The organism is Thalassobius sp. Cn5-15 (genome assembly GCF_022347685.1).
Lineage (GTDB): Bacteria > Pseudomonadota > Alphaproteobacteria > Rhodobacterales > Rhodobacteraceae > Thalassobius.
Genome location: NZ_JAKRGF010000001.1, coordinates 1,030,564 through 1,053,867 on the forward strand (window position 1 = coordinate 1,030,564; position 23,304 = coordinate 1,053,867).

The 23,304-nt window shown below is 59.6% G+C and carries 19 protein-coding genes; 7 read left to right on the plus strand and 12 right to left on the minus strand.

Going from position 1 to position 23,304, the window contains the following annotated elements; genetic code table 11:
• Nucleotides 1-139: 139 nt before the first annotated feature.
• From surE to MHM86_RS04925, 3 genes are all read left to right on the plus strand, one after another.
• Nucleotides 140-931 carry a 5'/3'-nucleotidase SurE gene (gene surE, locus MHM86_RS04915; protein WP_239196469.1) on the plus strand — a complete coding sequence of 264 codons (792 nt, stop codon included), beginning with the start codon at nt 140-142 and terminating at the stop codon, nt 929-931.
• Nucleotides 928-1,584, plus strand: a complete 657-nt coding sequence (locus MHM86_RS04920; RefSeq protein WP_239196471.1) for a protein-L-isoaspartate(D-aspartate) O-methyltransferase — start codon at nt 928-930, stop codon at nt 1,582-1,584. Before surE ends, MHM86_RS04920 begins: the two co-directional genes overlap by 4 nt.
• Before the next feature lie 192 nt (nt 1,585-1,776).
• The gene (locus tag MHM86_RS04925; protein ID WP_239196473.1) at nt 1,777-2,994 is read left to right on the plus strand and encodes a LysM peptidoglycan-binding domain-containing protein; all 1,218 of its coding nucleotides are present in this window, start codon (nt 1,777-1,779) and stop codon (nt 2,992-2,994) included.
• 339 nt (nt 2,995-3,333) lie between these two features.
• Here the strand turns inward: MHM86_RS04925 and MHM86_RS04930 are convergent, their stop codons facing one another.
• The 7 genes from MHM86_RS04930 to MHM86_RS04960 all read right to left on the minus strand — a co-directional run bounded on the left by MHM86_RS04930 (nt 3,334) and on the right by MHM86_RS04960 (nt 12,006).
• Nucleotides 3,334-4,833 carry a DEAD/DEAH box helicase gene (locus MHM86_RS04930; RefSeq protein ID WP_239196475.1) on the minus strand — a complete coding sequence of 500 codons (1,500 nt, stop codon included), beginning with the start codon at nt 4,831-4,833 and terminating at the stop codon, nt 3,334-3,336.
• Nucleotides 4,834-5,024: 191 nt separating this feature from the next.
• Nucleotides 5,025-6,005 carry a glycosyltransferase family 2 protein gene (locus MHM86_RS04935; RefSeq protein ID WP_239196477.1) on the minus strand — a complete coding sequence of 327 codons (981 nt, stop codon included), beginning with the start codon at nt 6,003-6,005 and terminating at the stop codon, nt 5,025-5,027.
• 181 nt (nt 6,006-6,186) lie between these two features.
• Nucleotides 6,187-8,010 (minus strand): glycosyltransferase family 2 protein, encoded by a 1,824-nt coding sequence (locus MHM86_RS04940; RefSeq protein WP_239196479.1) that lies wholly within the window; start codon nt 8,008-8,010, stop codon nt 6,187-6,189.
• 3 nt (nt 8,011-8,013) lie between these two features.
• A complete protein-coding gene (locus tag MHM86_RS04945) occupies nt 8,014-8,640 on the minus strand; it encodes a hypothetical protein (RefSeq protein ID WP_239196481.1) in 627 nt (208 codons plus the stop codon).
• A gap of 101 nt (nt 8,641-8,741) precedes the next feature.
• A complete protein-coding gene (locus MHM86_RS04950) occupies nt 8,742-9,194 on the minus strand; it encodes a hypothetical protein (protein WP_239196521.1) in 453 nt (150 codons plus the stop codon).
• 132 nt (nt 9,195-9,326) lie between these two features.
• Nucleotides 9,327-10,934 (minus strand): peptide chain release factor 3, encoded by a 1,608-nt coding sequence (locus MHM86_RS04955; protein WP_239196523.1) that lies wholly within the window; start codon nt 10,932-10,934, stop codon nt 9,327-9,329.
• Between the two features lie 58 nt (nt 10,935-10,992).
• On the minus strand, nt 10,993-12,006 hold the full coding sequence (locus MHM86_RS04960; protein ID WP_239196525.1) for a Hint domain-containing protein: 1,014 nt from the start codon (nt 12,004-12,006) through the stop codon (nt 10,993-10,995).
• A gap of 273 nt (nt 12,007-12,279) precedes the next feature.
• Here MHM86_RS04960 and MHM86_RS04965 point away from each other — a divergent pair, with 273 nt between their 5' ends.
• Genes MHM86_RS04965 through MHM86_RS04975 form a run of 3 tightly spaced genes read left to right on the plus strand, consistent with a single transcriptional unit; the run spans nt 12,280 to nt 15,436 of the window.
• Nucleotides 12,280-13,059: an SDR family oxidoreductase gene (locus MHM86_RS04965; protein ID WP_239196527.1), complete on the plus strand. Its 780-nt coding sequence runs from the start codon at nt 12,280-12,282 to the stop codon at nt 13,057-13,059.
• Between the two features lie 4 nt (nt 13,060-13,063).
• On the plus strand, nt 13,064-14,182 hold the full coding sequence (locus MHM86_RS04970) for a hypothetical protein (RefSeq protein ID WP_239196529.1): 1,119 nt from the start codon (nt 13,064-13,066) through the stop codon (nt 14,180-14,182).
• A 60-nt stretch (nt 14,183-14,242) separates the two neighbouring features.
• Nucleotides 14,243-15,436, plus strand: a complete 1,194-nt coding sequence (locus MHM86_RS04975) for an NAD(P)/FAD-dependent oxidoreductase (RefSeq protein WP_239196531.1) — start codon at nt 14,243-14,245, stop codon at nt 15,434-15,436.
• 16 nt (nt 15,437-15,452) lie between these two features.
• Here the strand turns inward: MHM86_RS04975 and MHM86_RS04980 are convergent, their stop codons facing one another.
• Nucleotides 15,453-16,094, minus strand: a complete 642-nt coding sequence (locus MHM86_RS04980) for a hypothetical protein (RefSeq protein ID WP_239196533.1) — start codon at nt 16,092-16,094, stop codon at nt 15,453-15,455.
• Between the two features lie 391 nt (nt 16,095-16,485).
• Here MHM86_RS04980 and MHM86_RS04985 point away from each other — a divergent pair, with 391 nt between their 5' ends.
• Nucleotides 16,486-17,682 (plus strand): MFS transporter, encoded by a 1,197-nt coding sequence (locus tag MHM86_RS04985; RefSeq protein ID WP_239196535.1) that lies wholly within the window; start codon nt 16,486-16,488, stop codon nt 17,680-17,682.
• On the opposite strand, the gene murD is transcribed toward MHM86_RS04985, so the two are convergent.
• The 4 genes from murD to MHM86_RS05005 form a co-directional block, all read right to left on the minus strand.
• On the minus strand, nt 17,651-19,051 hold the full coding sequence (gene murD, locus MHM86_RS04990) for a UDP-N-acetylmuramoyl-L-alanine--D-glutamate ligase (protein WP_239196537.1): 1,401 nt from the start codon (nt 19,049-19,051) through the stop codon (nt 17,651-17,653). The two genes, MHM86_RS04985 and murD, sit on opposite strands and share 32 nt — an antisense overlap.
• 193 nt (nt 19,052-19,244) lie before the next feature.
• Entirely contained in the window at nt 19,245-20,327 is a 1,083-nt protein-coding gene (mraY, locus tag MHM86_RS04995) for a phospho-N-acetylmuramoyl-pentapeptide-transferase (RefSeq protein ID WP_239196539.1), read from the minus strand.
• Nucleotides 20,328-20,329: 2 nt separating this feature from the next.
• Entirely contained in the window at nt 20,330-21,772 is a 1,443-nt protein-coding gene (gene murF, locus MHM86_RS05000; protein ID WP_239196541.1) for a UDP-N-acetylmuramoyl-tripeptide--D-alanyl-D-alanine ligase, read from the minus strand.
• Complete coding sequence (locus MHM86_RS05005) at nt 21,769-23,253, minus strand: UDP-N-acetylmuramoyl-L-alanyl-D-glutamate--2,6-diaminopimelate ligase (RefSeq protein WP_239196543.1); 1,485 nt, start codon at nt 23,251-23,253, stop codon at nt 21,769-21,771. The genes murF and MHM86_RS05005 overlap by 4 nt, the downstream gene beginning before the upstream one ends.
• Between the last annotated feature and the right edge of the window lie 51 nt (nt 23,254-23,304).

Consider the following 23,304-nt stretch of genomic DNA (forward strand, 5'->3'; position numbering starts at 1 on the left):
GTCGCCGCGCTACAACAGCGCGGCGTCTTTGTTTTTGGCGCTTGGCGCGATGCTTGCCCCAGTGCGGCGGCTCGCCTAGTAAAGGCGGGACTGAGACCGCGCGCCACAGCGTAGCAATAAAGGCAAAGGGGCTGGACCATTGCGCATTCTGGTAACAAATGATGATGGCATCAACGCACCGGGCCTGACCGTGCTGGAGGCAATCGCCACTGAACTGGCTGGCCCCGCGGGTGAGGTTTGGACTGTTGCCCCCGCCTTTGAACAATCGGGGGTTGGGCATTGCATCAGCTATACCCACCCAATGATGATCGCACAGCTGGGCGAACGCCGCTTTGCCGCAGAGGGCAGCCCCGCGGACTGTGTGCTGGCTGGCCTGCACCATGTGATGAAGGACGCGCGTCCTGATCTGATCCTGTCCGGCGTCAACCGTGGCAACAACTCGGCTGAGAATGCCCTTTATTCCGGCACGCTGGGTGGCGCGATGGAGGGTGCGCTGCAAGGCCTGCCCGCGATTGCGCTGAGCCAGTATCTGGGTCCGAAAAACTACACCTCAGAAAACCCCTTCGACGCCGCAGCCGTGCACGCGGTGCCGTTGCTGCGTCAGCTGCTGGACCAGATGCCAGAGGGCGAAGACGACTATCGCCTGTTCTTTAACGTGAACTTCCCTCCCTGCCCTGCAGCGGATGTGAAGGGCGTGCGCGTGGTACCGCAAGGGTATCGCCGTGGTCCGGGTTTTGTGGTGGAACCGCAAACATCCCCAACAGGGCGACAGTATCTGTGGGTACGCGGCGGCGATCAACGCCGTCCAGTGGCACCGGATACGGATGCAGCGGTGAACTTGGACGAATACATTTCAGTCACGCCGATGCGTGCGGACCTCACCGCTCATGACGCGTTAGCCGACTTCAAGGCACTGGAACAAGGCGCATGATCGACAGCGCAGACGATCTTGCCACCCGCAAAATGCAGTTCCTCTTTGCCCTGCGATCCAAAGGGGTGACAGACCAGCGGGTGCTGGGGGCAATGGAAAAGGTCGATCGCGGTCTGTTCATCACCGGTCTGTTTTCAGGTCGCGCCTATGAGGATATGCCGTTGCCAATCGCCTGTGGGCAGACGATCAGCCAACCCTCGGTCGTGGGGCTCATGACGCAAGCACTGCAGGTGTCTGCGCGCGACAAGGTGTTGGAGGTTGGTACAGGGTCAGGCTATCAGGCGGCGATCCTCAGCCATCTGGCACGCCGCATCTATACCGTGGATCGCCACCGCCGTCTGGTCGGTGAGGCACGGGATCGCTTTGAAACGCTGGATCTGGCCAACGTGACTTCCATCCTTGGCGATGGCAGCTTTGGCCTGCCGGATCAGGCGCCATTTGACCGTATCCTATTGACAGCAGCCGCCGAAGATCCACCGCCGCCCCTCTTGGCGCAGCTGAAGGTCGGCGGTATCATGGTGCTGCCTGTCGGACAATCGGATCATGTGCAAAGCCTGATCCGTGTGACACGCCTTGAAACAGGATTTGATTACGAAGAATTGTTACCGGTGCGCTTCGTTCCACTGGTTGAAGGTCTGGGCCGAGAGGCCTAAATAAGCAAAAATACGCGCACCATGGTGACGACATTGGCGAAGCAGCACGTATTTCGTGCAATATTGTCGCAGATGCGGCAAAGACACGCCCATATCGCACCGCGCTACAGGATATTTGGCACACTCCCGGTAAACAGGGAAAGCCTGAGGCAGAGCCGACACCGGCAAGGACATCGAGCAGAGGAAATCGAGATGACCAAGGTTCAATCATGGTCCCGCACATACGTTTTTGCACTTGGCAGCCTGGCGCTGCTGGGAGCCTGTTCGCAGCCGCTGGATTTCGACCTCCGTGGCAACTTCAATCAAGCGTTCAACACAGCCGAGGCGGCACAAAATGTAACCGCTGACCGCCCCCGCCCGGATGAGCGCGGGATTATCTCTTATCCCAACTATCAGGTGGCCGTGTCGCAGCGCGGTGACACCGTGGCAGATGTGGCCCGCCGCATCGGTCTGAACGCAGATGAACTGGCCCGCTATAACGGGTTGCAAACTGGCTCCCAACTGCGCCCGAATGAGGTGCTGGCCCTGCCCCGTCGCGTGTCGGAATCCGAAGGCGGCCCGATCCAACCGCCCGGCAGTGGCAATGCCGCAGGCGTGGACATCGCCGCCCTCGCGGGCAGTGCCATTGACAATGCTGCCCCACAGACAGTCGCCACCAGCACGCTGGACCCAGTGGCGCCCGCCGACAACAAAGACGCCGCAGCAGTGGTGCAGACCGGTCTGGAACCGCTGCGCCACAAAGTGGTACGCGGCGAAACAGTCTACACCATTTCCCGCCTTTACGGCATCAGCGTGAAGTCGCTGGCAGAATGGAACGGCCTCGGCTCCGACTTCGCCATCCGTGAAGGCCAGCAACTTCTGGTGCCCGCCGCCACACCGACCGAAATCGCGCCCCTGACCGCCAACAGCGCCCCCGGTCAGGGCACGGCAACGCCCACGCCCCCCTCTGCCTCAACTCCGCTGCCAAAAGAGCAACCGGTGACAGCCGCGCAAGTGCAAAAAGCACAGGCACAGGCCAAAACCCGCGCGCCAGATCTGGGCAAAACTCAATCCCAATCTGCATCCCGCATGGGGTTTCCGGTGAACGGGTCGATCATCCGTGAATTTTCCAAAGGCAAGAACGAAGGCATCGACATCTCTGCCGCCTCTGGCACACCAATCAAGGCAGCGGCCGACGGCACCGTTGCCGCCATCACCGCCAGCGCCGACAAAGTCCCGATCATCGTGGTCAAACACCCCGACAACCTGCTGAGCGTTTATGCCAATGTCGCCGACATTACGGTCAGCAAAGGCGATAGCGTGAAGCGCGGCCAAAGCATCGCCAAGATCCGGTCGGGCGATTCCAACTACGTTCATTTCGAGGTTCGCAAGGGCTTCAACAGCGTCGACCCGATGCCGTATCTGAACTGAGCTGTTTCTCAAAATATGCGGGATTTGACGCCAAATTCCGCCCCTCAGGGGGAGGTCTGGACACTCTCTGCTCTGCGCTAGCAATCGCCGCTACATGAGACAGCGTCGCCAGATCCCGTGACGGCTGCGCACCGCTGAAGTGCCATGACCACCGGCTCTCCAAGGTAAGGATAGGGGTTGATCCGCGGATTAATTTGGGGCCATCCTAGCGCTAAAATATCTTAGCTGACAACGGATTAGCCCCAGTAGCGCGTCGACAAAGCGACTGTGCTCCAAAAGCGAGACAAGAAAAAGCCCCCGAGGATCGGAGGCTTTTTATCGTTTCAATCGCTATAAGACTTAACCTGCGCGGCGTTCGTCAAAGCTGAGCGCAATGAAGCTGGGCAAATGATCGCCCATGCCGACAACTGTATTGCGGCCACCTTTGTGATGCTGTTTGCCACCACGGCTGCCACGGTCGTTTCGGCCTTCACCACGGCCTTCATTACGATTTTCGTGGCGGTTTTCGGTGCGCACCTCAGAACGTTCTTCGCGGCGTTTATCGTCGCGGCGGTCCTCGTTGCGACGGCGGCCACGGCCCTTGGGCTTGTCCCCCGCTGCATCCACGGGCGCGTCAACAGTGGTTTCAGTCTGCGCCTCAGGCGCGCTCTCTTCGACCTTGTCCTTGCGGCGGCGGGTCGGCTTCACATCCTTGATCGGGTTGTCCAGACGCGGGATTTCCTGTTTCACCAACGCCTCAACATCGGCAAGGTTTTTCTCATCACGCGGCACACACAGGGTGATCGCGGTGCCTTCACGACCTGCACGACCGGTACGACCAATGCGATGCACATAGTCCTCTGCATGGCCCGGCACGTCGAAGTTGAACACGTGGCTTACACTGGGAATATCCAGACCACGGGCAGCCACGTCGGACGCGACAAGGAACTTCAGCTTGCCATCCCGATAAGACTCCAGCGTTTTCATCCGCTGGCTTTGATCCAGATCGCCGTGAATAGCCGCAGCATCTAGTCCATATTTGCGCATCGACTTTGCGGTGATGTCCACGTCCGTCTTACGGTTACAGAAGATGATCGCGTTGGTCAGCTTCTCGCCCTCAGCGTCGATCAGCGCGCGCAGCAAGCGACGTTTTTCGCTGCCTTCACGGTCTTTACGGCTGGCTTTGAACATCACCACGTTCTGGGTGATGGTTTCCGAGGTCGTGGCCTGACGGGCAATCTCGATCCGCTCGGGCGCCGATAGGAACGTGTTGGTGATCCGTTCAATTTCGGGCGCCATAGTGGCAGAGAAAAACAGCGTCTGGCGGGTGAACGGCGTCAGCGAGAAAATGCGTTCAATATCGGGGATGAAGCCCATGTCGAGCATCCGGTCCGCCTCATCCACAACCATGATCTGGACACCAGTCAGCAGCAGTTTGCCGCGTTCGAAATGGTCCAGCAAACGGCCCGGGGTGGCGATCAGCACGTCAACGCCACGGTCGATCAGTGCTTCTTGTTCCTTGAACGACACGCCACCGATCAACAGCGCTTTGGTCAGTTTCAGGTGTTTGGTGTAGGTGTCGAAGTTTTCGGCAACCTGTGCGGCCAGTTCACGCGTCGGGCACAGCACCAGCGAGCGCGGCATCCGTGCACGGGCACGGCCACGTGCCAGAAGTGAGATCATCGGCAGGGTGAAGCTAGCGGTTTTACCTGTACCGGTCTGGGCAATACCCAAAACATCGCGCCCTTCAAGCGCCGGGGGAATCGCCCCAGCCTGAATCGGCGTCGGGCTTTCATAGCCGGCCTCTTCGACCGCCTTCAAAACCTTCGGGGCAAGCTTCAGATCACTAAATTTTGTCATACGTATCCGTTTTTTACGGACACATCGGGCCCGCAACAGCGTCGATGGAGTAACCCCTGTGGCCCTCCTTGATGGGGCGGGGTTTAGCGCAAAGCCCGCCTTGGGTCAATGAAAGCCCGATTTTACTTGTGGTTATAGCCATTCGTCACGTCTGGGCGTGTCACATGCGCCGCAATCTGGTGGCTGGTGATTCAGAAATCAGGAAAATGGCGCTGACGTTTGGCATCCAGATCAAGGTTGGCTGTCATATGCAGCCCCTTTTCACCCAACCGCGCAATCAGGCCCGAATCTGCGGCGCAGACCGTATCGTAAAACCGCCGCAGCGCCGCCTCCCCGCCCTCAGCGTATAGACCCGACAGCAGATCGTGCAGGCTGATGCCACCCTCCTCCGCCGGTTTATTTGGACGCAGTTCGCTACGGTAACTTCCTTTGTCGAGACGAAAGTGAAAGGCCGCGTAGAAGTGATCCCAGCTGCCCGCATGGCAATGCAGCAGCCTGAGGTCCGTCAACTCCTGCTGGCGCGGGTTCATCTCTTCGCCGACCCAGACATTGTGTATCTGCACTTTCAGTGCCTCTACGCCGGTGCGATAAAACATCTTGCCAGCCACATGGCTGAGGAACCCGCCGTTCAGATGCATGCCATACTCAGGGTAAATCGCCTCTGTCTCCGCGCGACGCTGCGCGGCGGCGATCGACAAACCTTTGAAATCGCGCTGGGGGTAGCCGTCACTGGGCGCCAAGGCTTCCCACGGGCGCATGCGGGCACAAAGACAATCATCGGGCAACGCGGCCAGAACATTCGCCACCGTATGTTTATCCTGTGCCGCCATAGGCCAGAGGAATTCATCTACATCAATATGGGTCAGCCAATCCACCTGACCCGTGGCGCGGCGGTAGGCATGTTTCGCGTTTTCAAACTGACGCGACTGGTGTTTTTCCCGCCGTTTGAAACCGCGTTTTTCCCAATAGGCCGCATCCGTAATCAACGGGCGCACTTTGGGATGCGCAGAAAGGAACTCAAAGGCAGCCCGATGCCCCTCGCTGTCATCATCAAGATAGATGAACAGCCGATGCGCCCCAAGGTCGAGGTGATGGGCGCAGAAATTCAGCACCTCTTCAACCGGCGCCTTGATAGTGGAAACAAGGCCCCATTTGCTTGGCTTGGTGTTCATTGAACTATCCCCCACCGGAGCGCGCAGCGGTCCGGTTCGCGCCCGACACCGCCCCCAAGGGCGGGCGCGATTGTCAACCGACGGCATAACAATGCCGTTGTGCCAGCGGCCAAGGCACCGTTCGCCTTACCCCGCCCTCGGGCTCGGGCGCGACCCTCACGTTGTGCAAGGCGCACCGCGCTCACAAAAACACCTTCGCCTCATTGCCAAAGACACGGATCATCCGTGCCTCCAGATGCAGGGGCTGGTCGATCAGCATGTTGTGACGCGCCAGTGCCGCGCGCAATTCAGGACCGCCGCCGTTCACCTCTTCGTAGAAAGCGCGCAGGGCGTCTTCACCGCCCTCCTCCAGCACCAGATCGATGACGTCGCCCAATTGCAGGCGGTCATTGTCCTCGGCCCGTTGGTAGGATCCACGGGTCAGGCGAAACTCCAGCATTTTGCGGAACTGCGACCAACTGGCGGCGTGGGCATGCCCGATATAGCTGCCGGTCATATTGGTGATGTTTTCCACCTGTGCAGCCTGCCAGTGACAGGCGTGAATGCCGAAGCGCAGGCCGTCAAGTCCTGTGCGCAGAATCAGCTTGCCAGAGATATGACCGATAAAACCACCGGGCAAATGACTGCCAAAACTGGTATAGATCTGCCCCAATACCGCGCGTTTGTGACCAGCGGCCAGATGGGTCAGCTTGAACGCCTCACCGCCCTCGGGACCGGGCGCAGCCAGCTGGTCAGCCGATTGCAGCATCAGGCCAAGATGATCATCGGGCACCTCCGCCAACAGTTGGTCCACCGATTTGCCCGCCTCTGGCAGGATAAATTCGTCTACATCCACATGGGCCAGCCAGTCACATTCGGTGACGTTATAGGCCTGCGTCGCGACCCAGACCTGCCGCATGCGGTGGGTTTTCATCCGTGGTTTCTTCTGCGCGTTCCAATAGGTGCCATCGCAGATGGTGACGGTGATTTTCGGATGGGCGCGCAGGAGTACTTCGGCCGTTTCATCAGGTTCATCCAGATAGATGTGCAGGTGATGCGCCCCAAGGTCGAGGTGATAGGCGGCAAAGGCAAGGATGTCGCGCGTCGGCGCTTTGATCAGCGAAACGGTGCCCCAGCGACAGGGGCTGGACTGACTGGATTGCCGATGTGGAACAGGGGCGATGATCTTGCGTTTGTCTGCGGGCACCGCACGTTGCGGCTTGACCTCTTTGCCTGCCTCTTGCCGCTGTTTGGCCTTGCGGGCGCGCATGATATGCAGGCGACGGAAGACGGTTTTGTCGTCATCGACCAAGAGCGTCAGCAACCGCTGCACCAAGGGCGCGATCACCTCATCCTGACTGCCCTGCTGCCACAGGCGACCCAGCATATTCACGTCCAGACCACCTGCCCCGCCAACGGCAAAGGCGTCCATCTCCATTGCCAAGGTTGGGCTGGACCGTTTGCGCCACGGGTGCGGCTGATCGGGTGTGACAGCGGCATAGAGCCGTTCGGTCTCATAAAGCTTCATCATCCCGAACAGCACCGACAGCGCATGCCCCACAGAGCGCTGCAGCTCATTCGCGCCGTGATCCCCAAAGGTCGTCGCGGCCGACACCAGCCAGCGCGCATCCAGATGATCCATCAGATACGTTGCTTCCTCCGCCCACAGCCGTTGAAACAGGGCTGCCGTATGAGCAGGCTGGCTGCGGCGGCGCAGGTGGGCGATCAACACCCCGTGCAGATGCAACAACGCAGAGCGACCTGCAAATTCTTCTGCCAAGGCGCGGTATTTACGGGCATATCCGCTGCGGCTGTCGCCCAGTTCAGGCGCCTCCGCCAGCATGTATTGCTGTTTCAATGCGGCAAAATCTGTGTCGAGCGGCGCCAGCGCCTCGCCCTCATGATAGCTAAAGGGATCACGCCGCCCCTCCATCTGTGCCAAAATGGCCGGAAAGCCGCCGGGATAAGTTGTTTTACGCTGCTCGCTCATGTCGCGCAGAATGCCGTGAGCACGACGATAGGGCAAGCGTCATTGCTGCACTGACGCATGCAACTGTGGCAGATAACCCGCTGATAGCACGGGCAGGATCGGCTCTGGCGTCAGGACCGTCACAGTGCCTGTGGGGCGCACGATGGGCGGGCCGTACCCGCTGGGGGTATAGGGATGAGCCGCATCGCCAAAGATCAGGGCGGGGTGACCGCCTGCCAGCAGTACAAACGCCCCATCCGGCAACGCCTGCGCTTTGGCCTGATGACGGATCTGCTGACGGGTGCGCGTCACACGGGCGGCATGCAGGCATTTATCGACCTCGGGCGTCAACACGCTGCCAAGTGCGCGTCCGTGCCCCTTATGCCACGCCGCCATAAATCGCGCCGCATCCGCGCGACGACAGTAGTGGCAGGGACGATGACCTGCGGCCAACCCCACCGCCTCATCAAGGAAGAACAGCGGCACCCACCCACGTTTAGGCTGCGGGCTTTGGTATTTGCCGCGCGGGTGCTCTAGCGTGCAGATGATCCAATGCGGGTGGGTCCAGCGTGATGCGGTGAGTCGATCACCGTCAAACCGCAGAATACCGCGATTGCCAGTGAGCATGCCCCGCGCGGTATCCCGGACAATCTCCCCCGTAGGCAAAACCCTGTTCTGTAGTGGCATCCCATCCCCCCTCGATGAAGGTAGGCTGACAAATCTCATCCCACAAAACAAGAACGCCGAGGCAGGGCCCCGGCGCTTTCATCAAGTATCGCCGCAGTGGCTTAGTCGAAAGCGACAGCTTTCGCGCCCGTCATCACCGCCGCCTGCCATGTTTCGGGATCACGTACCGCCTGCACATCCCCACGCAGTGTGATCTTTCGGCTGGCATCAAAACCGGGGATCGGATCGGCCAGTGTCACCTGCAAGGTTGCGCCATGATCGCCGCTGCCACACAGCGGGCACAGCCCCATGTCCGAAACCAAGAGCAGTTCCTGCACCATCTCACCGGGGATCATCGGCACCGCGTAACCTGTGATCTGCACGTCGTTCAGACCCTTGTCAATTTCGGCCGGCAGGGACTTCTTCACCTCATAGGTGGTTTCAGTGATCACCTCCTCGATCTCAATCTGATCGAGCAGTTGCCAAACATCCACCTGCGCCAGCGCTTGCGGCGCGGTGAAGATCGTGGTGCTGGCGCCAAGCGCGCTCATCATCGCGACGGAACTGGTTTTCATGATGGCCCCCTATGCCCTCAGCGTTCTGCTGCGGACTTTAGCCACAGCGCAAGCCATTCGCCAAGGGGTTTATCGCAAAAGAGAAAGGTCAGGCGATTTCCCGCCCGACCTCAGGATTATTGAGAGGATGGCTTACACCATCATCTCTTTCGTCGCCGACAGGGTGACATCGGGACAATCCCGTTCCACCCGATCAATGTCCCATTGCAGGCGGGTCAGATAAACAACATCGCCGTCATGGTCATGCGCGATATGCTGCTTGTTGGCATTGGCAAACTTTTCCACCGCATCCTTGTCCCCGTGCACCCAGCGGGCCGAAGTAAACTGCGACTGGTCAAAGCGGACCGGCAGGCCGTATTCCAATTCGATCCGGCTGGCCAGAACCTCGAACTGCAGCGCGCCCACGACGCCCACAACAAAGCCAGAGCCGAAGCTGGGCTTAAACACCTTGGCAGCCCCCTCTTCGGCAAACTGCATCAGCGCCTTTTCAAGGTGTTTTGCCTTCATCGGGTCACCTGCGCGTACACCCTGCAACAATTCCGGCGCAAAGGACGGAATGCCCGTGACGCGCAGCGCCTCGCCTTCGGTTAGGGTGTCCCCAATGCGCAACTGGCCGTGGTTGGGGATACCGATGATGTCGCCAGCCCAGGCCTCCTCTGCCAACTCGCGGTCAGAGGCAAGGAACAACACAGGGTTGGAGATCGCCATCGGTTTTTTGGTGCGCACATGGGTCAGTTTCATGCCACGTTTGAAATGGCCCGAGGCCATACGCACGAAAGCCACACGGTCACGGTGTTTCGGGTCCATGTTGGCCTGAACCTTGAACACAAAACCTGCGACCTTCTTTTCCTCCGGCATCATTTCCCGCGGCTGCGCACTTTGTGGCTGTGGCTCTGGCCCATATTGGCCAATGCCATTCATCAGTTCCTGCACCCCGAAAGAGTTAATCGCAGAGCCGAACCAGATCGGGGTCATGTGCCCCTCCAGCACCGCTTGTGGGTCAAGAGCGGGCAGCAGTTCGCGCGCCATCTCCACCTCTTCGCGCAGCTGATCGACCAATTCGGCCGGCACATGCTGTTCAATCGCCGGATCATCCAGGCCGTTGATGGAAATCGACTCTGCCACTTTGTTCCGGTCCGCACGGTCCATCAATTCCAGACGGTCGTTCAGCAGATCGTAACAGCCGACAAAATCACGCCCAACCCCGATAGGCCAAGAGGCCGGGGTCACATCAATGGCCAGGTTTTCCTGAATCTCATCAATGATCTCGAACGTGTCGCGGCTTTCTCGGTCCATCTTGTTACAAAACGTCAGGATCGGCAGGTCACGCAGGCGGCAGACCTCAAACAGCTTCTGCGTCTGACTTTCCACGCCCTTCGCACCGTCAATCACCATCACCGCCGCATCCACAGCGGTCAGCGTGCGATAGGTATCCTCGGAAAAGTCCGAGTGGCCGGGGGTATCCACAAGGTTGAAGCGGAACTGGCCGAAATCAAACGACATGGCGGAGGCGCTGACAGAAATGCCGCGATCCTTTTCCATCTGCATGAAGTCAGACCGAGTACGCCGCGCCTCGCCCTTGGCGCGCACCTGCCCCGCCATCTGGATCGCACCGCCATACAGCAGGAACTTCTCCGTCAGGGTGGTTTTACCGGCATCCGGGTGCGAGATGATCGCAAAGGTGCGACGACGCGCAATCTCGGGCGGCAGTTCGGGGCGGTTTGTAGCGGTATCCAACATGAGCCGCGATATAGCGGGGCGTGGGCGCTGTGGCAATAAGGCTTAGGCCTTGTGGGGCTTAGCCCGTCGACGCCCGACGCAGCAGTTGGGTGACGTCGCCTTCGGCCAATTCAAAGGTCGAGAGGGAGAAGTCCAGATAGCTGCGATCTGAATGGCGCAGGGCGCCGGTTTCAAGGCGTTTGGCCAGTTCATCGGGCAAAGCCGGTGATGTGCGCATATCGGCCAGCAGGGTTTCAGCGGCGATGCCTTCGGCATAGATGATCTGATGATCATCAAACAGCAGTTGGTAGTATTCCACAAACCCGCCGTCCAGTTGCACCACAGTGCGACCGTTGACCAGATCGCGGGCTTTGATCAGCACCTCTGCGCGGCCAGCGCCCAGTTCATCGGTGCGTTGATAAACAAACAAACGATGTTCGGGGCTGACGATCAGATCATCGGCGTTGTGCATGGTCCCTGCCTTGATCAGCACCGGCGCGAATTCGCCCAGCGCCCGCACGGTAGATTGCCCTACCCAGCGCAGCACCTGCGGGCCATCATCGCGGGTCAGAACGCGGTCACCCACACGCAGATCTTCCACTCGGCGCTGTTCGCCTGTGGCCATGGTGATCCGGGTGCCCGAGGTGAAGCTGACGCAGGCAATCTCTGCCAGTTTGGTATGGGCGCTCTCTTTGTCGATGCCAACAAGTGTCAGATCGGTTTTGGCCATCAAAGGCGACAGTGGCAGTGCGTAGACCTCCGCCACATCTCCGGCCTCATCCACCTCTACAAGCACCAACATTTCGGTGGTGCGGCCATCGGGTGACATAAAGGTCAGGCAACTGTCCAGATGCAGCGCGGCCCCGGCACAGCCCACATCACTGCGCTGCGCAATTGTAAAGGCGCCCGTGCGCCCGGGCACAACAGACAGACGCGCCTTAAGAGCGTTTGATTTCAGGAAATAGGTGTCATCCAGTACCAATTCATCAGCAAAAGAAAGCGCGTCACCAAGGTTGGCCCCATGGCTGACCTGCAGCGCACCGGAACGGTAGGCCGACAGATTAAACGTGGAATACGGGGCGAAATCATTCATGATCGTCAACTTCTTTACCTTCACTCGCCGCTCTCAACGGCTTGCTTGCGCAGATGCGCTGATACTCTCACACGCCACTCAATCACCGCTCTGGCGACACACCCCAGAAGTGACCAATTCAGGCACCTTTAGGGGTATTTACAAAATGCGGCACAAATCGTCCAATCACGAGGCCTTTTGCTGGCGATTTGCAGGCGATTTGCTGCCGGTATCGTCACATAAGGTTAACGGACAAACGGGGCGCCATTTTATCGGCGGCAGGGAGAAGAATCTATGGATCTGGGAATTTCTGGTAAACGCGCACTGGTCTGCGCGTCTTCCAAAGGATTGGGGCGCGGCTGCGCGGAAGCACTGGCAGAGGCAGGCGTAGACCTGGTGATGAATGCGCGCGGGCGCGCCGCACTGGAAGAAAGCGCTGCCGAGATACGCGCCAAATACGGTGTGCAAGTCACAACTGTTGCCGCCGATGTAACAACGCCGGACGGGCAGGCGCAGGTTCTGGAGGCCGCAGGACAGGTCGATATTCTGGTGACCAACGCAGGCGGCCCGCCTCCGGGGATGTGGACCGACTGGAATCGCGATGATTTCATCAACGCGCTGGATGCCAACATGCTGGCCCCGATTACGCTGATCAAGGCGTTGGTACCGGGCATGATGGACCGTGGTTGGGGCCGCGTGGTCAACATCACCTCAGTCTCGGTCAAAGCACCAATTCCGGTGCTGGGCCTGTCCAACGCAGCACGCGCAGGCCTGACCGGCTATGTCGCTGGCACCGCCCGCCAGGTGGCCGGCAAAGGCGTGACAATCAACAACCTCCTGCCCGGCATCCACGCCACCGATCGCGCCGTGGCGCTGGACACCGGCGTCAGTCAACAGCAAGGTATCAGCATGCAAGAGGCCTACGCCCAGCGCACAGCGACGATCCCTGCGGCCCGCTACGGCACCGCGCTGGAATTTGGTCAGACCTGCGCCTTCATGTGTTCGCAGCACGCGGGCTTCATGGTGGGGCAGAACGTACTGCTGGACGGCGGTGCCTCCAATCAGGTGATGTAAACCGATGGCAGAGGGGTTCTCTCTGAAAGATCAGTTATTCAACGCAGAGAAGGTCGCCTATCTGGGCGGCCTTTTCGCCACTGCGTGGGGCGGGTTCGACCCAGCACGATTTCAGGCCGATGTAATGGCTGAGCTGCCCGCGCTGGAACTGAAACAACGCCAGCAGCTGATCGGGCGTGTCCTCGGTGATCATTTGCCTGACGATTTGCAGCACTGTTTCGATATTGTGCAAACGGCCCTGCCCGCCCCCTGTGATCCAGACCTGTCCGATGATGATTTTGGCGATTTCATCTTTGCCAGCTTAGGCGATCTGATCGTCACCCGCGGGATTGACGCCCCTGCCATCTCTCTACCGCTGGTGGCTGAGGTGACAACGCGTTTTTCGATGGAGTTTGCCCTGCGCCCCTTCCTCAACCGCTGGCCGCAAGAGGTGTTTACCGCCCTCAACACTTGGGTCACTGCCGATCACTACCATCTGCGCCGACTGGTCAGCGAAGGCACCCGACCCCGCCTGCCGTGGGGCGAAAAGGTGCGCATCAATCCGCTGCGCCCCCTGCCCCTGCTGGACCAACTTCACAAAGACCCAACGCGATTTGTCACGCGATCTGTCGCCAATCACCTGAACGATCTGTCACGCCTGCAGCCTCAGGCGATGATGGAAAGGCTAGAGATGTGGCAAACGCATGCTGTTCAGCAAGAAAAAGAGCTGTCATGGCTCACCAAACACGCCCTGCGCTCATTGGTGAAGGAGGGTGACGCGCAGGCGCTGGCCCACCTTGGCTATCGTCAAAATGTACCGATTGCGGCCTCACTTTCCGTCAGCCCCGATCCCGTACGTATCGGCGATGCGCTGACGCTGGACATCTCTCTCACCGCAGACAGTCCGCTGCCCGTGCTGGTCGACTACGTGCTGCATTTCCACCGCCCAAACGGCAAGACGGGGCGCAAGGTGCATAAGCTGAAACAAACCCAGATCCGCGCGGGCACGCCACTGCAGCTGAAAAAAACACACAAGCTGAAAGGCAACGCCAGCACCTTCACCCTGCACGCGGGCCCACATCGGGTAGAGTTACAGGTGAACGGCCGTATTCTGGCAGAGGCCATGTTTGATCTGATCGACTGAGGATCTTGTCAGTAGTGCGCCCTCTTGCATTTCACGCCACACTCAGGCAGGCCGCACCCTATGCAGAAAACCACCCACTATAAGACCATCATCCTTGGCGCCGGCGCAGCTGGCATGATGTGCGCGATCCACGCAGGCGAGGATGTGCTGGTGCTGGACCACGCCAAAGCGGCGGGCGAGAAAATCCGCATTTCCGGCGGTGGACGCTGCAATTTCACCAATATGTATGCAGGCCCCGAAAACTATCTGGGTGGAAATCCGCATTTCCATAAATCCGCCTTGGCGCGCTACACCCAATGGGATTTCATCGACATGGTGGCACGTCACGGGATCGCATACCATGAGAAAACACTGGGCCAGTTGTTCTGCGACGACAGTGCCAAACAGATCATCGCCATGCTGCTGGATGAAATGACCCGCGCAGGCGCAACGCTGTGGCTGCAAACCTCAATTGTCGAGGTGGCGAAGACCGACAGCGGCTACCGTCTGGTCGTCGAAGGTGGCGGCAAACGCAAACAGCTGACATGTGATGCGCTGGTGCTGGCCACAGGTGGCAAGTCGATCCCAAAGATGGGTGCAACAGGGCTTGCCTACGATATCGCGCGGCAGTTCGGGCTTGCTGTCACCGAGACCCGCGCTGGCCTCGTGCCGCTGACATTCAGCGACAAGCGGTTCGCGCCCATTTCCGGCGTCGCCCTGCCCTCTATTGCGACAGCGGGCGGCAAAAGCTTTGAGGAGGCAGTGCTGTTCACCCACCGCGGCCTGTCTGGTCCCGCAATCCTGCAAGCGTCTTCCTATTGGCAGGAAGGAGAGGAGATCACTCTGAACCTCTTCCCCTCCTCAGACCCTTTCGTCCTTTTGCGGGCCGAACGGCAGAAGGCAGGGCGCAAACAGATCAGCAGTGCGCTGGCCACCCTGCTGCCCGCCCGTCTGGTTGATCATCTGAGTGAGGAGTTAGGCCTCAAGTCCCGCCTTGCTGATCAATCCGACGCGGCGCTGAGCACGCTTTGTGAACACCTTACCCACTGGCGCCTGCGCCCCTCCGGGTCTGAGGGTTACCGCACCGCCGAGGTGACACTGGGCGGCATTGACACTGACGGGCTGTCTTCCAAAACGATGGAGACCAAAACTGTCCCCGGCCTCTACGTCATTGGCGAAGCCGCAGACGTCACCGGTTGGTTGGGCGGGTTCAATTTCCAATGGGCCTGGTCATCGGGATTTGCGGCAGGTATGGCGATCAGGGCACGAGAGTAACCCCCGTGCCGCGTGGTCAATTATCAAACCTTTTCAACAGTTCCGTCGCCAGCTTTGGACCCTGATCCGGTGTCATCAACGGCTGAAAATATGCAGCGGATTGTCGAAGGCATTGATCACAGATCCCGCTATTACGTAGCCCTGTTGACGGCGCGCAGCGGATCATCGAACAAATCTGCGGTATCTGTGTCCCAACCTGAGCAGGCACATTCTGCCAATCGCCCGGTAGAATAACATCCTCTGTTACCGAGATGAAATCTTCACCCTCTGCCAGTCGGGCCAGAACCGATGAATCAAAACCGGACTGCACCATGAAACGAAAAGCCATATTCTGATCCCCGCGCCCCGCGGCGATATCTGCCAGCCCGATCGTTGGCGCTACCGAATGCCCCTTCTGATCGAAGTTGAAAACCTGTGTTTCAAGAAATCGCCGTCCATAGCAGGGTACAAATTCAATACCCTCCGTCGGACGAACCTCGGGGTTGTTCCCAAGCTTTACCAATTCGATGCAAATTTTGATCGTCTGCTCCTGGTGCGTGTTCAAATCTGCGATCAATTGTTCTACACGCGCGGGCGCAGTATTCGCCTCCGTCGGACGATACATAATCTGCGCAGCATTCTCGGTAGCGCGCTCTGAGAAAAGGTCAAAGCTGGCCATTGGCGGCGGATCGCATGCAGGGTTCATCTCACACCACGTCAGCGGTGCGGTAACCCCAATATTTGCGGTATCAACAGTTACAAACCCCATCTCGGCCGAGGTCGCTGTTGCGCCAAGGACAAGGGCGCCAATCTAGGAAAAGTACTTCTTAAACATCACTTCCTCCAATCAGTAGAATAATAGCTATAATTCGTTAAATAATGGTCACAGCCTTGCAGCAAAGGCAGTTTCTGTCAAATCGCGACGGACAAGACCGTCGGGCAAGATCAAGGCAAGACTTTCCGTCGTATGCCAATCAACTCAGCAGCCGACACCCCGCTTAGACGTCGCTAGGCTTTTACAATCCCTGCCTAAATTACAGGATTGAAACACATTCCCGGAACCTCCGCAAATGTCCCGCTCTCCCGCTACTGCGCGTCTGTCTTTCCTCATGTTGCTGTTCACCGGCACCTTGTGCAGCTCTATGATCGTGCCTTTCATCGGCTTCTTTCTGGTCGAAGGGTTGGGGCAGGCACCGTGGATGATCAGCCTGTATTCCCTTGGCGCGGTGGCGATCACATTGTTCACCAACCAACAGTTTGCCAGACAGATTGATCGCGGCGCGCCTGCGTTCCGGCTGATCGCCCTTGCCGCCTGCGCCTATATCTGCGCCAGCGCATCCCTCTTGGCGATACCCTCCGTCTGGGTCGTGCTGAGCGCCGGTGTACTGGGGTTTGGGCTTAGCGCCAGCGCGATCTCCACCATGTTCAGCCTGGGTGGGGCGCTGGCAGAGAAACAGACCATCGACCGCCCTCGTTTCAACGCCCACATGCGTGCGACCACATCCACCGCATGGATGCTTGGGCCTGCGGCCACCTATCTGATCGCCGATGCAGTGGCGCTGCGTGCGGTGTTTGCCATGGCGCTGACAGGCGGTGTTTTATGGATCACACTGTTGCAGATCGCCCTGCCCCGTAACATTGCCGCGCCTGCCCCTGCCAAAGCGCGGACAGGCACATCGGACAACACGGCACCGATCAAAGCACCGCTCTATCTGGCGGCTGGGTTTATCTTCTGCCTGTCGCTGGCGCATTCGATGACTTTCTCAGCCCTACCGCTGTTTTATGTGCAAGAGGTCGGTCTGCCCGGCTACGCGCCCGGTATGGCCTTCAGCATCAAAACCTTTGTAGAGGTCTGGGCCATTTTCGGCACGCCTATGTTGATTGCACGGGTCGGTCTGTACCGCGCCCTCCTCGGCACCGCAGTTCTGGCGGTGACCGCGATTTTCATCCTGTCCACAATCACCAGCCTATCGCAGATGCTGGCAGGCGCCGCGCTAGAGGGGCTGTATTACGGCCTCTACGCCTCATTGGGGATCAGCTATATCCAGTCCTTCGCCACAGACCGCCCCGCACAGGCGACTGCCCTTTACTGGAACACTCTGATGGTCACAGGCCTATTGGCTGGCCCTGTAGTCGGCGCGGTTGCAAGCGCCTATGATTTCAAGAGCGTTGTGCAGTTGGCCGCCCTCGTGGCAGTGGCGGCTGTCGGCGTTTTGCTGATAGGACGCAAAGGCCCTAACCCAGCACCTGCTGAACCTCTGCGATGAAATCGTCACCGCGTTTTTCAAAGCTGTCGTATTGATCGAAACTCGCCGCTGCGGGGGCCAAGAGGACAGTATCGCCTGCCTCTGCCTCCGCACTTGCGCGCGCGACGGCCTCAGCCATCGTTGTGCAGACCTCAACCGCACAACCGCCCAACTGCAGGGCAAATTGCGCCGCCTCACGGCCGATGACATAGGCCTTGGCCACGCGGTCCAGCGCAGGGTGCAGAGCGTCCAGACCGCCCTCCTTCTCGAGCCCACCACAGATCCAACGGATATTGTCGAAGGCCATCAAAGCCTTCAAAGCCGCATCCACATTGGTGGCTTTGGAATCGTTCACAAAAAACACACCATCTTTTTCCCCAACCCGCTGACTGCGATGCGGCAGTCCGGCGAAGGTGTGGAACGCATCCTCAATCATCCGCGGCGCCAGCCCCAGAGCGCGACAGGCGGCATAGGCGGCGCAGGCGTTCTGGTGGTTGTGTGCCCCCGGCAACCCGGAGATTTGGCGCAAGTCGATCGACCCCGCTTGCCGCCCCTTGCGGTATTCGCTGAGGAAGCCCTTGCGCGCGAACACATTCCATCCGGGCCCCGACAGCTTGCCAGCGGCAGAAATACGGATCACCCGATCATCTGCCGCACCATGGGTCAGTTGGTTGACCATATAACGCCCCTCATCCTCATCCACGCCGATGATGGCGCGATCCGGCCCGCCCTCGGCAAATAGGCGACGCTTGGCGGCGAAATAGCCGCCCATGCCTGCGTGGCGGTCCAGATGGTCGGGGCTAAGGTTGGTGAAAACGGCGATATCCGGCGTCAGCGCACGGGCCAGATCGGTCTGATAACTAGACAGTTCCAACACCACCACACCGCCATCTTCGGGCGGATCAATGTCCAAGACACCGCGCCCGATGTTACCGGCCAGTTGCACAGATTTCCCTGCCTCGCACAGCACATGATGTATCAGCGCAGAGGTGGTCGACTTGCCGTTCGATCCTGTCACCGCCACCACGCGCGGCGGCTGGTCAAACATGTCCCATTCGCCCGACCCGAAAGAGCGGAAGAATAAGCCGATATCGTTGTCGACCGGCACCCCTGCCTCCCACGCAGCAGCGATGACTTTATTGGGGGACGGATAAAGGTGCGGAATGCCGGGGCTCACCACCAGCCACGCGATACCATCAAAAGCGCCAGCGCGGGCAAGGTCACGCACCTCAAACCCTTCTGCTTCTGCGCGTTCACGCGCGCTCGCATTGTCATCCCAACAGACCGGCGTGGCCCCGCCAGCCTCCAGCGCCCGCGCGGCTGACAGGCCCGAACGGCCAAGTCCCAGAATGGCTACGGATTGTCCTTCGAACCCTGAAACTGGAATCATTGTGGCGCCCTCTTTGATCTTTGCCCGCACTATGCGGCGCGATTTGATCAAAGACCAGACCCTGCACCGCGCCCTTCTTTCAATGATCAAAAAATACTCAACCTGCGGGAGCCGCCCACACGTGCCTCCACCAAAGAAAAAGGCGCGCCCATGACCGGGCGCGCCTTTCCTAAACTCTGACTTCCAAACCGCCTTAGCGGATCTTCAGCGTCGCCAGACCGATCATGGCGAGGATCAGCGCGATGATCCAGAACCGGATCACGATCTGCGGCTCGGCCCAGCCTTTCTTCTCATAATGGTGGTGGATCGGCGCCATGAGGAAGACGCGCTTGCCAGTCCGCTTGAAGTAGAGCACCTGAATGATCACGCTCAGCGCCTCAACCACGAACAACCCGCCGATCACGGCCCAGACAATCTCGTGCTTGGTGGCCACCGCGATGGCGCCCAGTGCGCCACCCAGTGCCAGCGAGCCGGTGTCCCCCATGAACACAGCTGCGGGCGGAGCGTTATACCACAGGAAGCCAAGGCCGCCGCCGATCAGGCCGGCAACGAAGATCAGGATTTCACCAGTGCCGGGCACGTAGTGCACATCAAGGTAAGTGGTGAAGTCAACACGTCCCACCGCATAGGCGATCACACCCAGCGTTGCCGCGGCAATCATCACCGGCATAATCGCCAACCCGTCCAGACCATCGGTCAGGTTCACCGCATTGGCGGACCCGACAATGACGATCATCGCAAAGGGAATGAAGAAGTAACCCAGATAGACCAACGTGTCCTTAAACACTGGCAGCGCCAGCTGGTTTTGCAACATCTCAGGATGATAGCAAGTGGCCCAGAATCCCGCGATGCCTGAAATCAGAAACCCCAGCAGCAACCGCACCTTACCCGGCACACCTGCGGTGTTTTGTTTGGACACTTTGGCGTAATCGTCGGCAAATCCAATGGCGGCAAAGCTCATAGTGACAAACAACACCAGCCAAACAAACGCGTTATCCAGCCGCGCCCAGAGGAAGGTCGAGGTCAGCAAAGCCCCGACAATCAGCAGCCCCCCCATCGTGGGCGTGCCCGCTTTGACGAAATGGCCCTCGGGCCCGTCATCCCGGATCGGCTGCCCCTTGCCCTGCTTGCGCCGCAGCACGTTGATCAACGGCTTGCCAAAAAGGAAACCGAACAGCAGCGCGGTCATAAACGCCCCACCCGCGCGGAAAGTGATGTAGCGAAACAGGTTAAAAAAATCGCCGCCGTCTGACAGTTCGGTCAACCAAAATAGCATTCTCAGGCCCTTTGTTCGGAATGGGAGGCGGCATGACCCAGTTTTCGGATGGCGTCAACAACCTTAGATACTTTTGACCCCTTGGAACCTTTGATCAGCACAACATCGCCTGCATCGATCACACGGTGGGCGTTTTCAGCCATGGCTCCCGCGTCTTCGACCCAGTCACCACGCAATCCCTCTGGCAAAATAGCCCAGAGGCGTTTCATTCGTGGACCGACACAGTGGATCAGATCCAGCTGTTCCAGAAACGGCAGATCGGCGATAGCGGCGTGCAGCGTCATTTCATCAGGACCCAGTTCCAGCATATCCCCCAGAACCGCAATCCGCCGTCCTTTCTTGAGACGCCCCAAGCCGTCGGTCGGTTTCGCAGCGGCCAGCACCTCGAGTGCCGCCACCATCGACGTTGGATTGGCGTTAAAGGCGTCATCAATCAGCTCAACCACCTGTTCCCTCATCACCGGATCCAGAAGCACCTGTTCGCGTGCACCCCGTCCCGCAGGCGGCAACCAGCGGGCCAGATCGCTCGCAGCCAGCGCCACATCCAGACCCAGCGCATCAACCACAGCCAGAACGCCCATGCCGTTGACGGCGAAGTGGCGGCCTGCAGCCATCACCTTGTAGAGCACCGGCAGATCACCCGCCTGCCCTTCGGCCACGGTGACGGTATCAATCAGCTTCAGATCATTTATGCGGTAACTATTGCGCGCGTCCTCCCCAAACAACAGGGTTTGCACCGCCTTTTCAGACGCCTTTGCCTCCAGGATCACAGCAGTGTCCAGATCACCGTTGGTGACCGCCACGCCGCCCGGTTCCAGCCCGTCGAAGATCGCGGCCTTTTCATGCGCGATACCGTCGATGTTTTCAAACGCTTCCAGATGGGCGGCGGCGACGGTGGTGATCATCGCCACATGCGGCCGTGCCATCTGTGCCAGTGGGGCGATCTCACCGGGGTGGTTCATACCAATTTCGATCACTGCAAAATCGCAGCCCGCAGGCATCCGCGCCAGCGTCAGCGGCACGCCCCAGTGGTTGTTATAGCTGGCCTCTGCCACATGCGTGTTGCCCTGCGCAGACAACACATCGCGCAGCATTTCCTTGGTGGAGGTTTTGCCAACTGATCCGGTCACGGCTACCACCTTCGCATCCGTGCGTGCACGGGCGGCGCGGCCCAGATCCTCTAGCGCGGGCAACACGTCCGCCACTATGAGCAGCGGCGCATCCTCTGCCACGCCTTCGGGACGATGGGTGACCAATGCAGCGCCAGCGCCCTTGGCCAAGGCCTGCGCCACGAAATCATGACCATCGCGGGCAGCCTTCAGCGCCACGAACAAATCACCGGGCTGAATGCTGCGGGTGTCAATCGACACGCCGTTTACCGACCAGTCGCCGACCGCCTGCCCGCCCGTTGCGACGGCGGCCTCCTGCGCTGTCCAAAGGGTCATGTCACACCTCCATCCAGTGCCGCTACCGCCAAGCTGGCCTGTTCAACATCATCAAAGGGATAGATCACATCCCCAACGGTCTGACCGCTCTCATGCCCTTTACCCGCAACCAATAGCGCGTCACCAGCCCCCAGTGCATCAACGCCGCGCAGGATCGCCTCGGCGCGGTCGCCAACCTCCATCGCGCCGGGGCAGCCCAGCAGAACCTCTTGACGGATCACGGCCGGATCCTCGCTGCGCGGGTTGTCATCACTGACAATGACCAGATCGGCGTTCTCAAGCGCCGCCTGCCCCATCAGCGGACGTTTGGTGCGGTCACGATCCCCGCCGGCACCGACAATGACCACCAAACGCCCCATCACATGCGGACGCAGGGCCTTCAGCGCGGTTTCCACCGCATCAGGTGTGTGCGCGTAATCGACAAAGACCGCCGCGCCATTCTGACGGGTTGCAGCCAACTGCATACGGCCCCGTACGGTGCCAAGGTGTGGCAGCGTGTCAAAGACCGCCTGCGGATCGGCACCACAGGCAATCACCAAGCCCGCCGCCAGCAGAACGTTTTCCGCCTGAAACCCGCCGATCAGCGGCAGGCGGCAATGCTGGACCTTTCCACGATAGGCAAAGCGCAGTTCTTGCGCCGTGGCGTCAAAGCGTTGGCCCTGCAGTTGCAGATCCGCATCCGGCGTGCGGCCCACGCTGATGACCTTCTGACCACGTTCCTCGGCCAATGCCACCACATCCTGCCCGCGTGGATCGTCGATGTTCACCACCACCGTGCCCTCATCGGGCAACACGCGGGTAAAGAGACCCGCCTTGGCGTTGAAATATTCCTCAAAGGTTTCGTGGTAATCGAGGTGATCCTGCGTGAAGTTGGTGAACCCCGCCGCCTTCAGATGCACACCATCCAGACGGCGCTGCGCCAAACCGTGGCTTGACGCCTCCATCGCGGCATGGGTGATGCCTTCGGCTGCGGCAGCGGCCAAAGTGCGGTGCAGGGTGATCGGTTCTGGCGTTGTGTGGTGCAGCGACGCTGTCCATGCGCCCTCGACCCCTGTGGTGCCGAGGTTGACCGCAGCCTCCCCCAGTTCCATCCATATCTGACGTGCGAAGGTCGAGACCGAGGTTTTGCCGTTGGTGCCGGTGACCGCGATCATGTTGCGCGGCTGGGCGCCAAACCACAGCGCAGAGGTGTAAGACAACGTCTGGCGCGGGTCTTCTGCCACCACCACCGCCACATCGGCGGTTTCCAGCGCATCGCGGGCCAATGCCGCGCCAGTCGCGTCGGTCAGCACCGCTGCCGCGCCCTGTTCCAGCGCCATCGGGATAAACTGTGCACCATGCACCTGCGTGCCGGGCAATGCCGCAAACAGCGCCCCCGTTGCAACCGCGCGACTGTCGACGCAAATATCTGAAATGACAGGATTACGCCCGCCGATAGCGGTCAATCCCAAATCACCAAGGGTTTTGCCCTGCTCTGCCATGTTTTGCCCTTTGTGGCTATGTGGCCCACAGAAAGGGCCATACCGGGCACT

Coding starts and splice junctions, on each gene's coding strand:
- MHM86_RS04920 (WP_239196471.1), top strand. CDS start 928: ATGATCGACAGCGCAGACGATCTTGCCACCCGCAAAATGCAGTTCCTC.
- MHM86_RS04925 (WP_239196473.1), top strand. CDS start 1,777: ATGACCAAGGTTCAATCATGGTCCCGCACATACGTTTTTGCACTTGGC.
- MHM86_RS04930 (WP_239196475.1), bottom strand. CDS start 4,833: ATGACAAAATTTAGTGATCTGAAGCTTGCCCCGAAGGTTTTGAAGGCG.
- MHM86_RS04935 (WP_239196477.1), bottom strand. CDS start 6,005: ATGAACACCAAGCCAAGCAAATGGGGCCTTGTTTCCACTATCAAGGCG.
- MHM86_RS04945 (WP_239196481.1), bottom strand. CDS start 8,640: ATGCCACTACAGAACAGGGTTTTGCCTACGGGGGAGATTGTCCGGGAT.
- MHM86_RS04950 (WP_239196521.1), bottom strand. CDS start 9,194: ATGAAAACCAGTTCCGTCGCGATGATGAGCGCGCTTGGCGCCAGCACC.
- MHM86_RS04955 (WP_239196523.1), bottom strand. CDS start 10,934: ATGTTGGATACCGCTACAAACCGCCCCGAACTGCCGCCCGAGATTGCG.
- MHM86_RS04960 (WP_239196525.1), bottom strand. CDS start 12,006: ATGAATGATTTCGCCCCGTATTCCACGTTTAATCTGTCGGCCTACCGT.
- MHM86_RS04965 (WP_239196527.1), top strand. CDS start 12,280: ATGGATCTGGGAATTTCTGGTAAACGCGCACTGGTCTGCGCGTCTTCC.
- MHM86_RS04970 (WP_239196529.1), top strand. CDS start 13,064: ATGGCAGAGGGGTTCTCTCTGAAAGATCAGTTATTCAACGCAGAGAAG.
- MHM86_RS04975 (WP_239196531.1), top strand. CDS start 14,243: ATGCAGAAAACCACCCACTATAAGACCATCATCCTTGGCGCCGGCGCA.
- MHM86_RS04980 (WP_239196533.1), bottom strand. CDS start 16,094: ATGGCCAGCTTTGACCTTTTCTCAGAGCGCGCTACCGAGAATGCTGCG.
- MHM86_RS04985 (WP_239196535.1), top strand. CDS start 16,486: ATGTCCCGCTCTCCCGCTACTGCGCGTCTGTCTTTCCTCATGTTGCTG.
- murD (WP_239196537.1), bottom strand. CDS start 19,051: ATGATTCCAGTTTCAGGGTTCGAAGGACAATCCGTAGCCATTCTGGGA.
- mraY (WP_239196539.1), bottom strand. CDS start 20,327: ATGCTATTTTGGTTGACCGAACTGTCAGACGGCGGCGATTTTTTTAAC.
- murF (WP_239196541.1), bottom strand. CDS start 21,772: ATGACCCTTTGGACAGCGCAGGAGGCCGCCGTCGCAACGGGCGGGCAG.
- MHM86_RS05005 (WP_239196543.1), bottom strand. CDS start 23,253: ATGGCAGAGCAGGGCAAAACCCTTGGTGATTTGGGATTGACCGCTATC.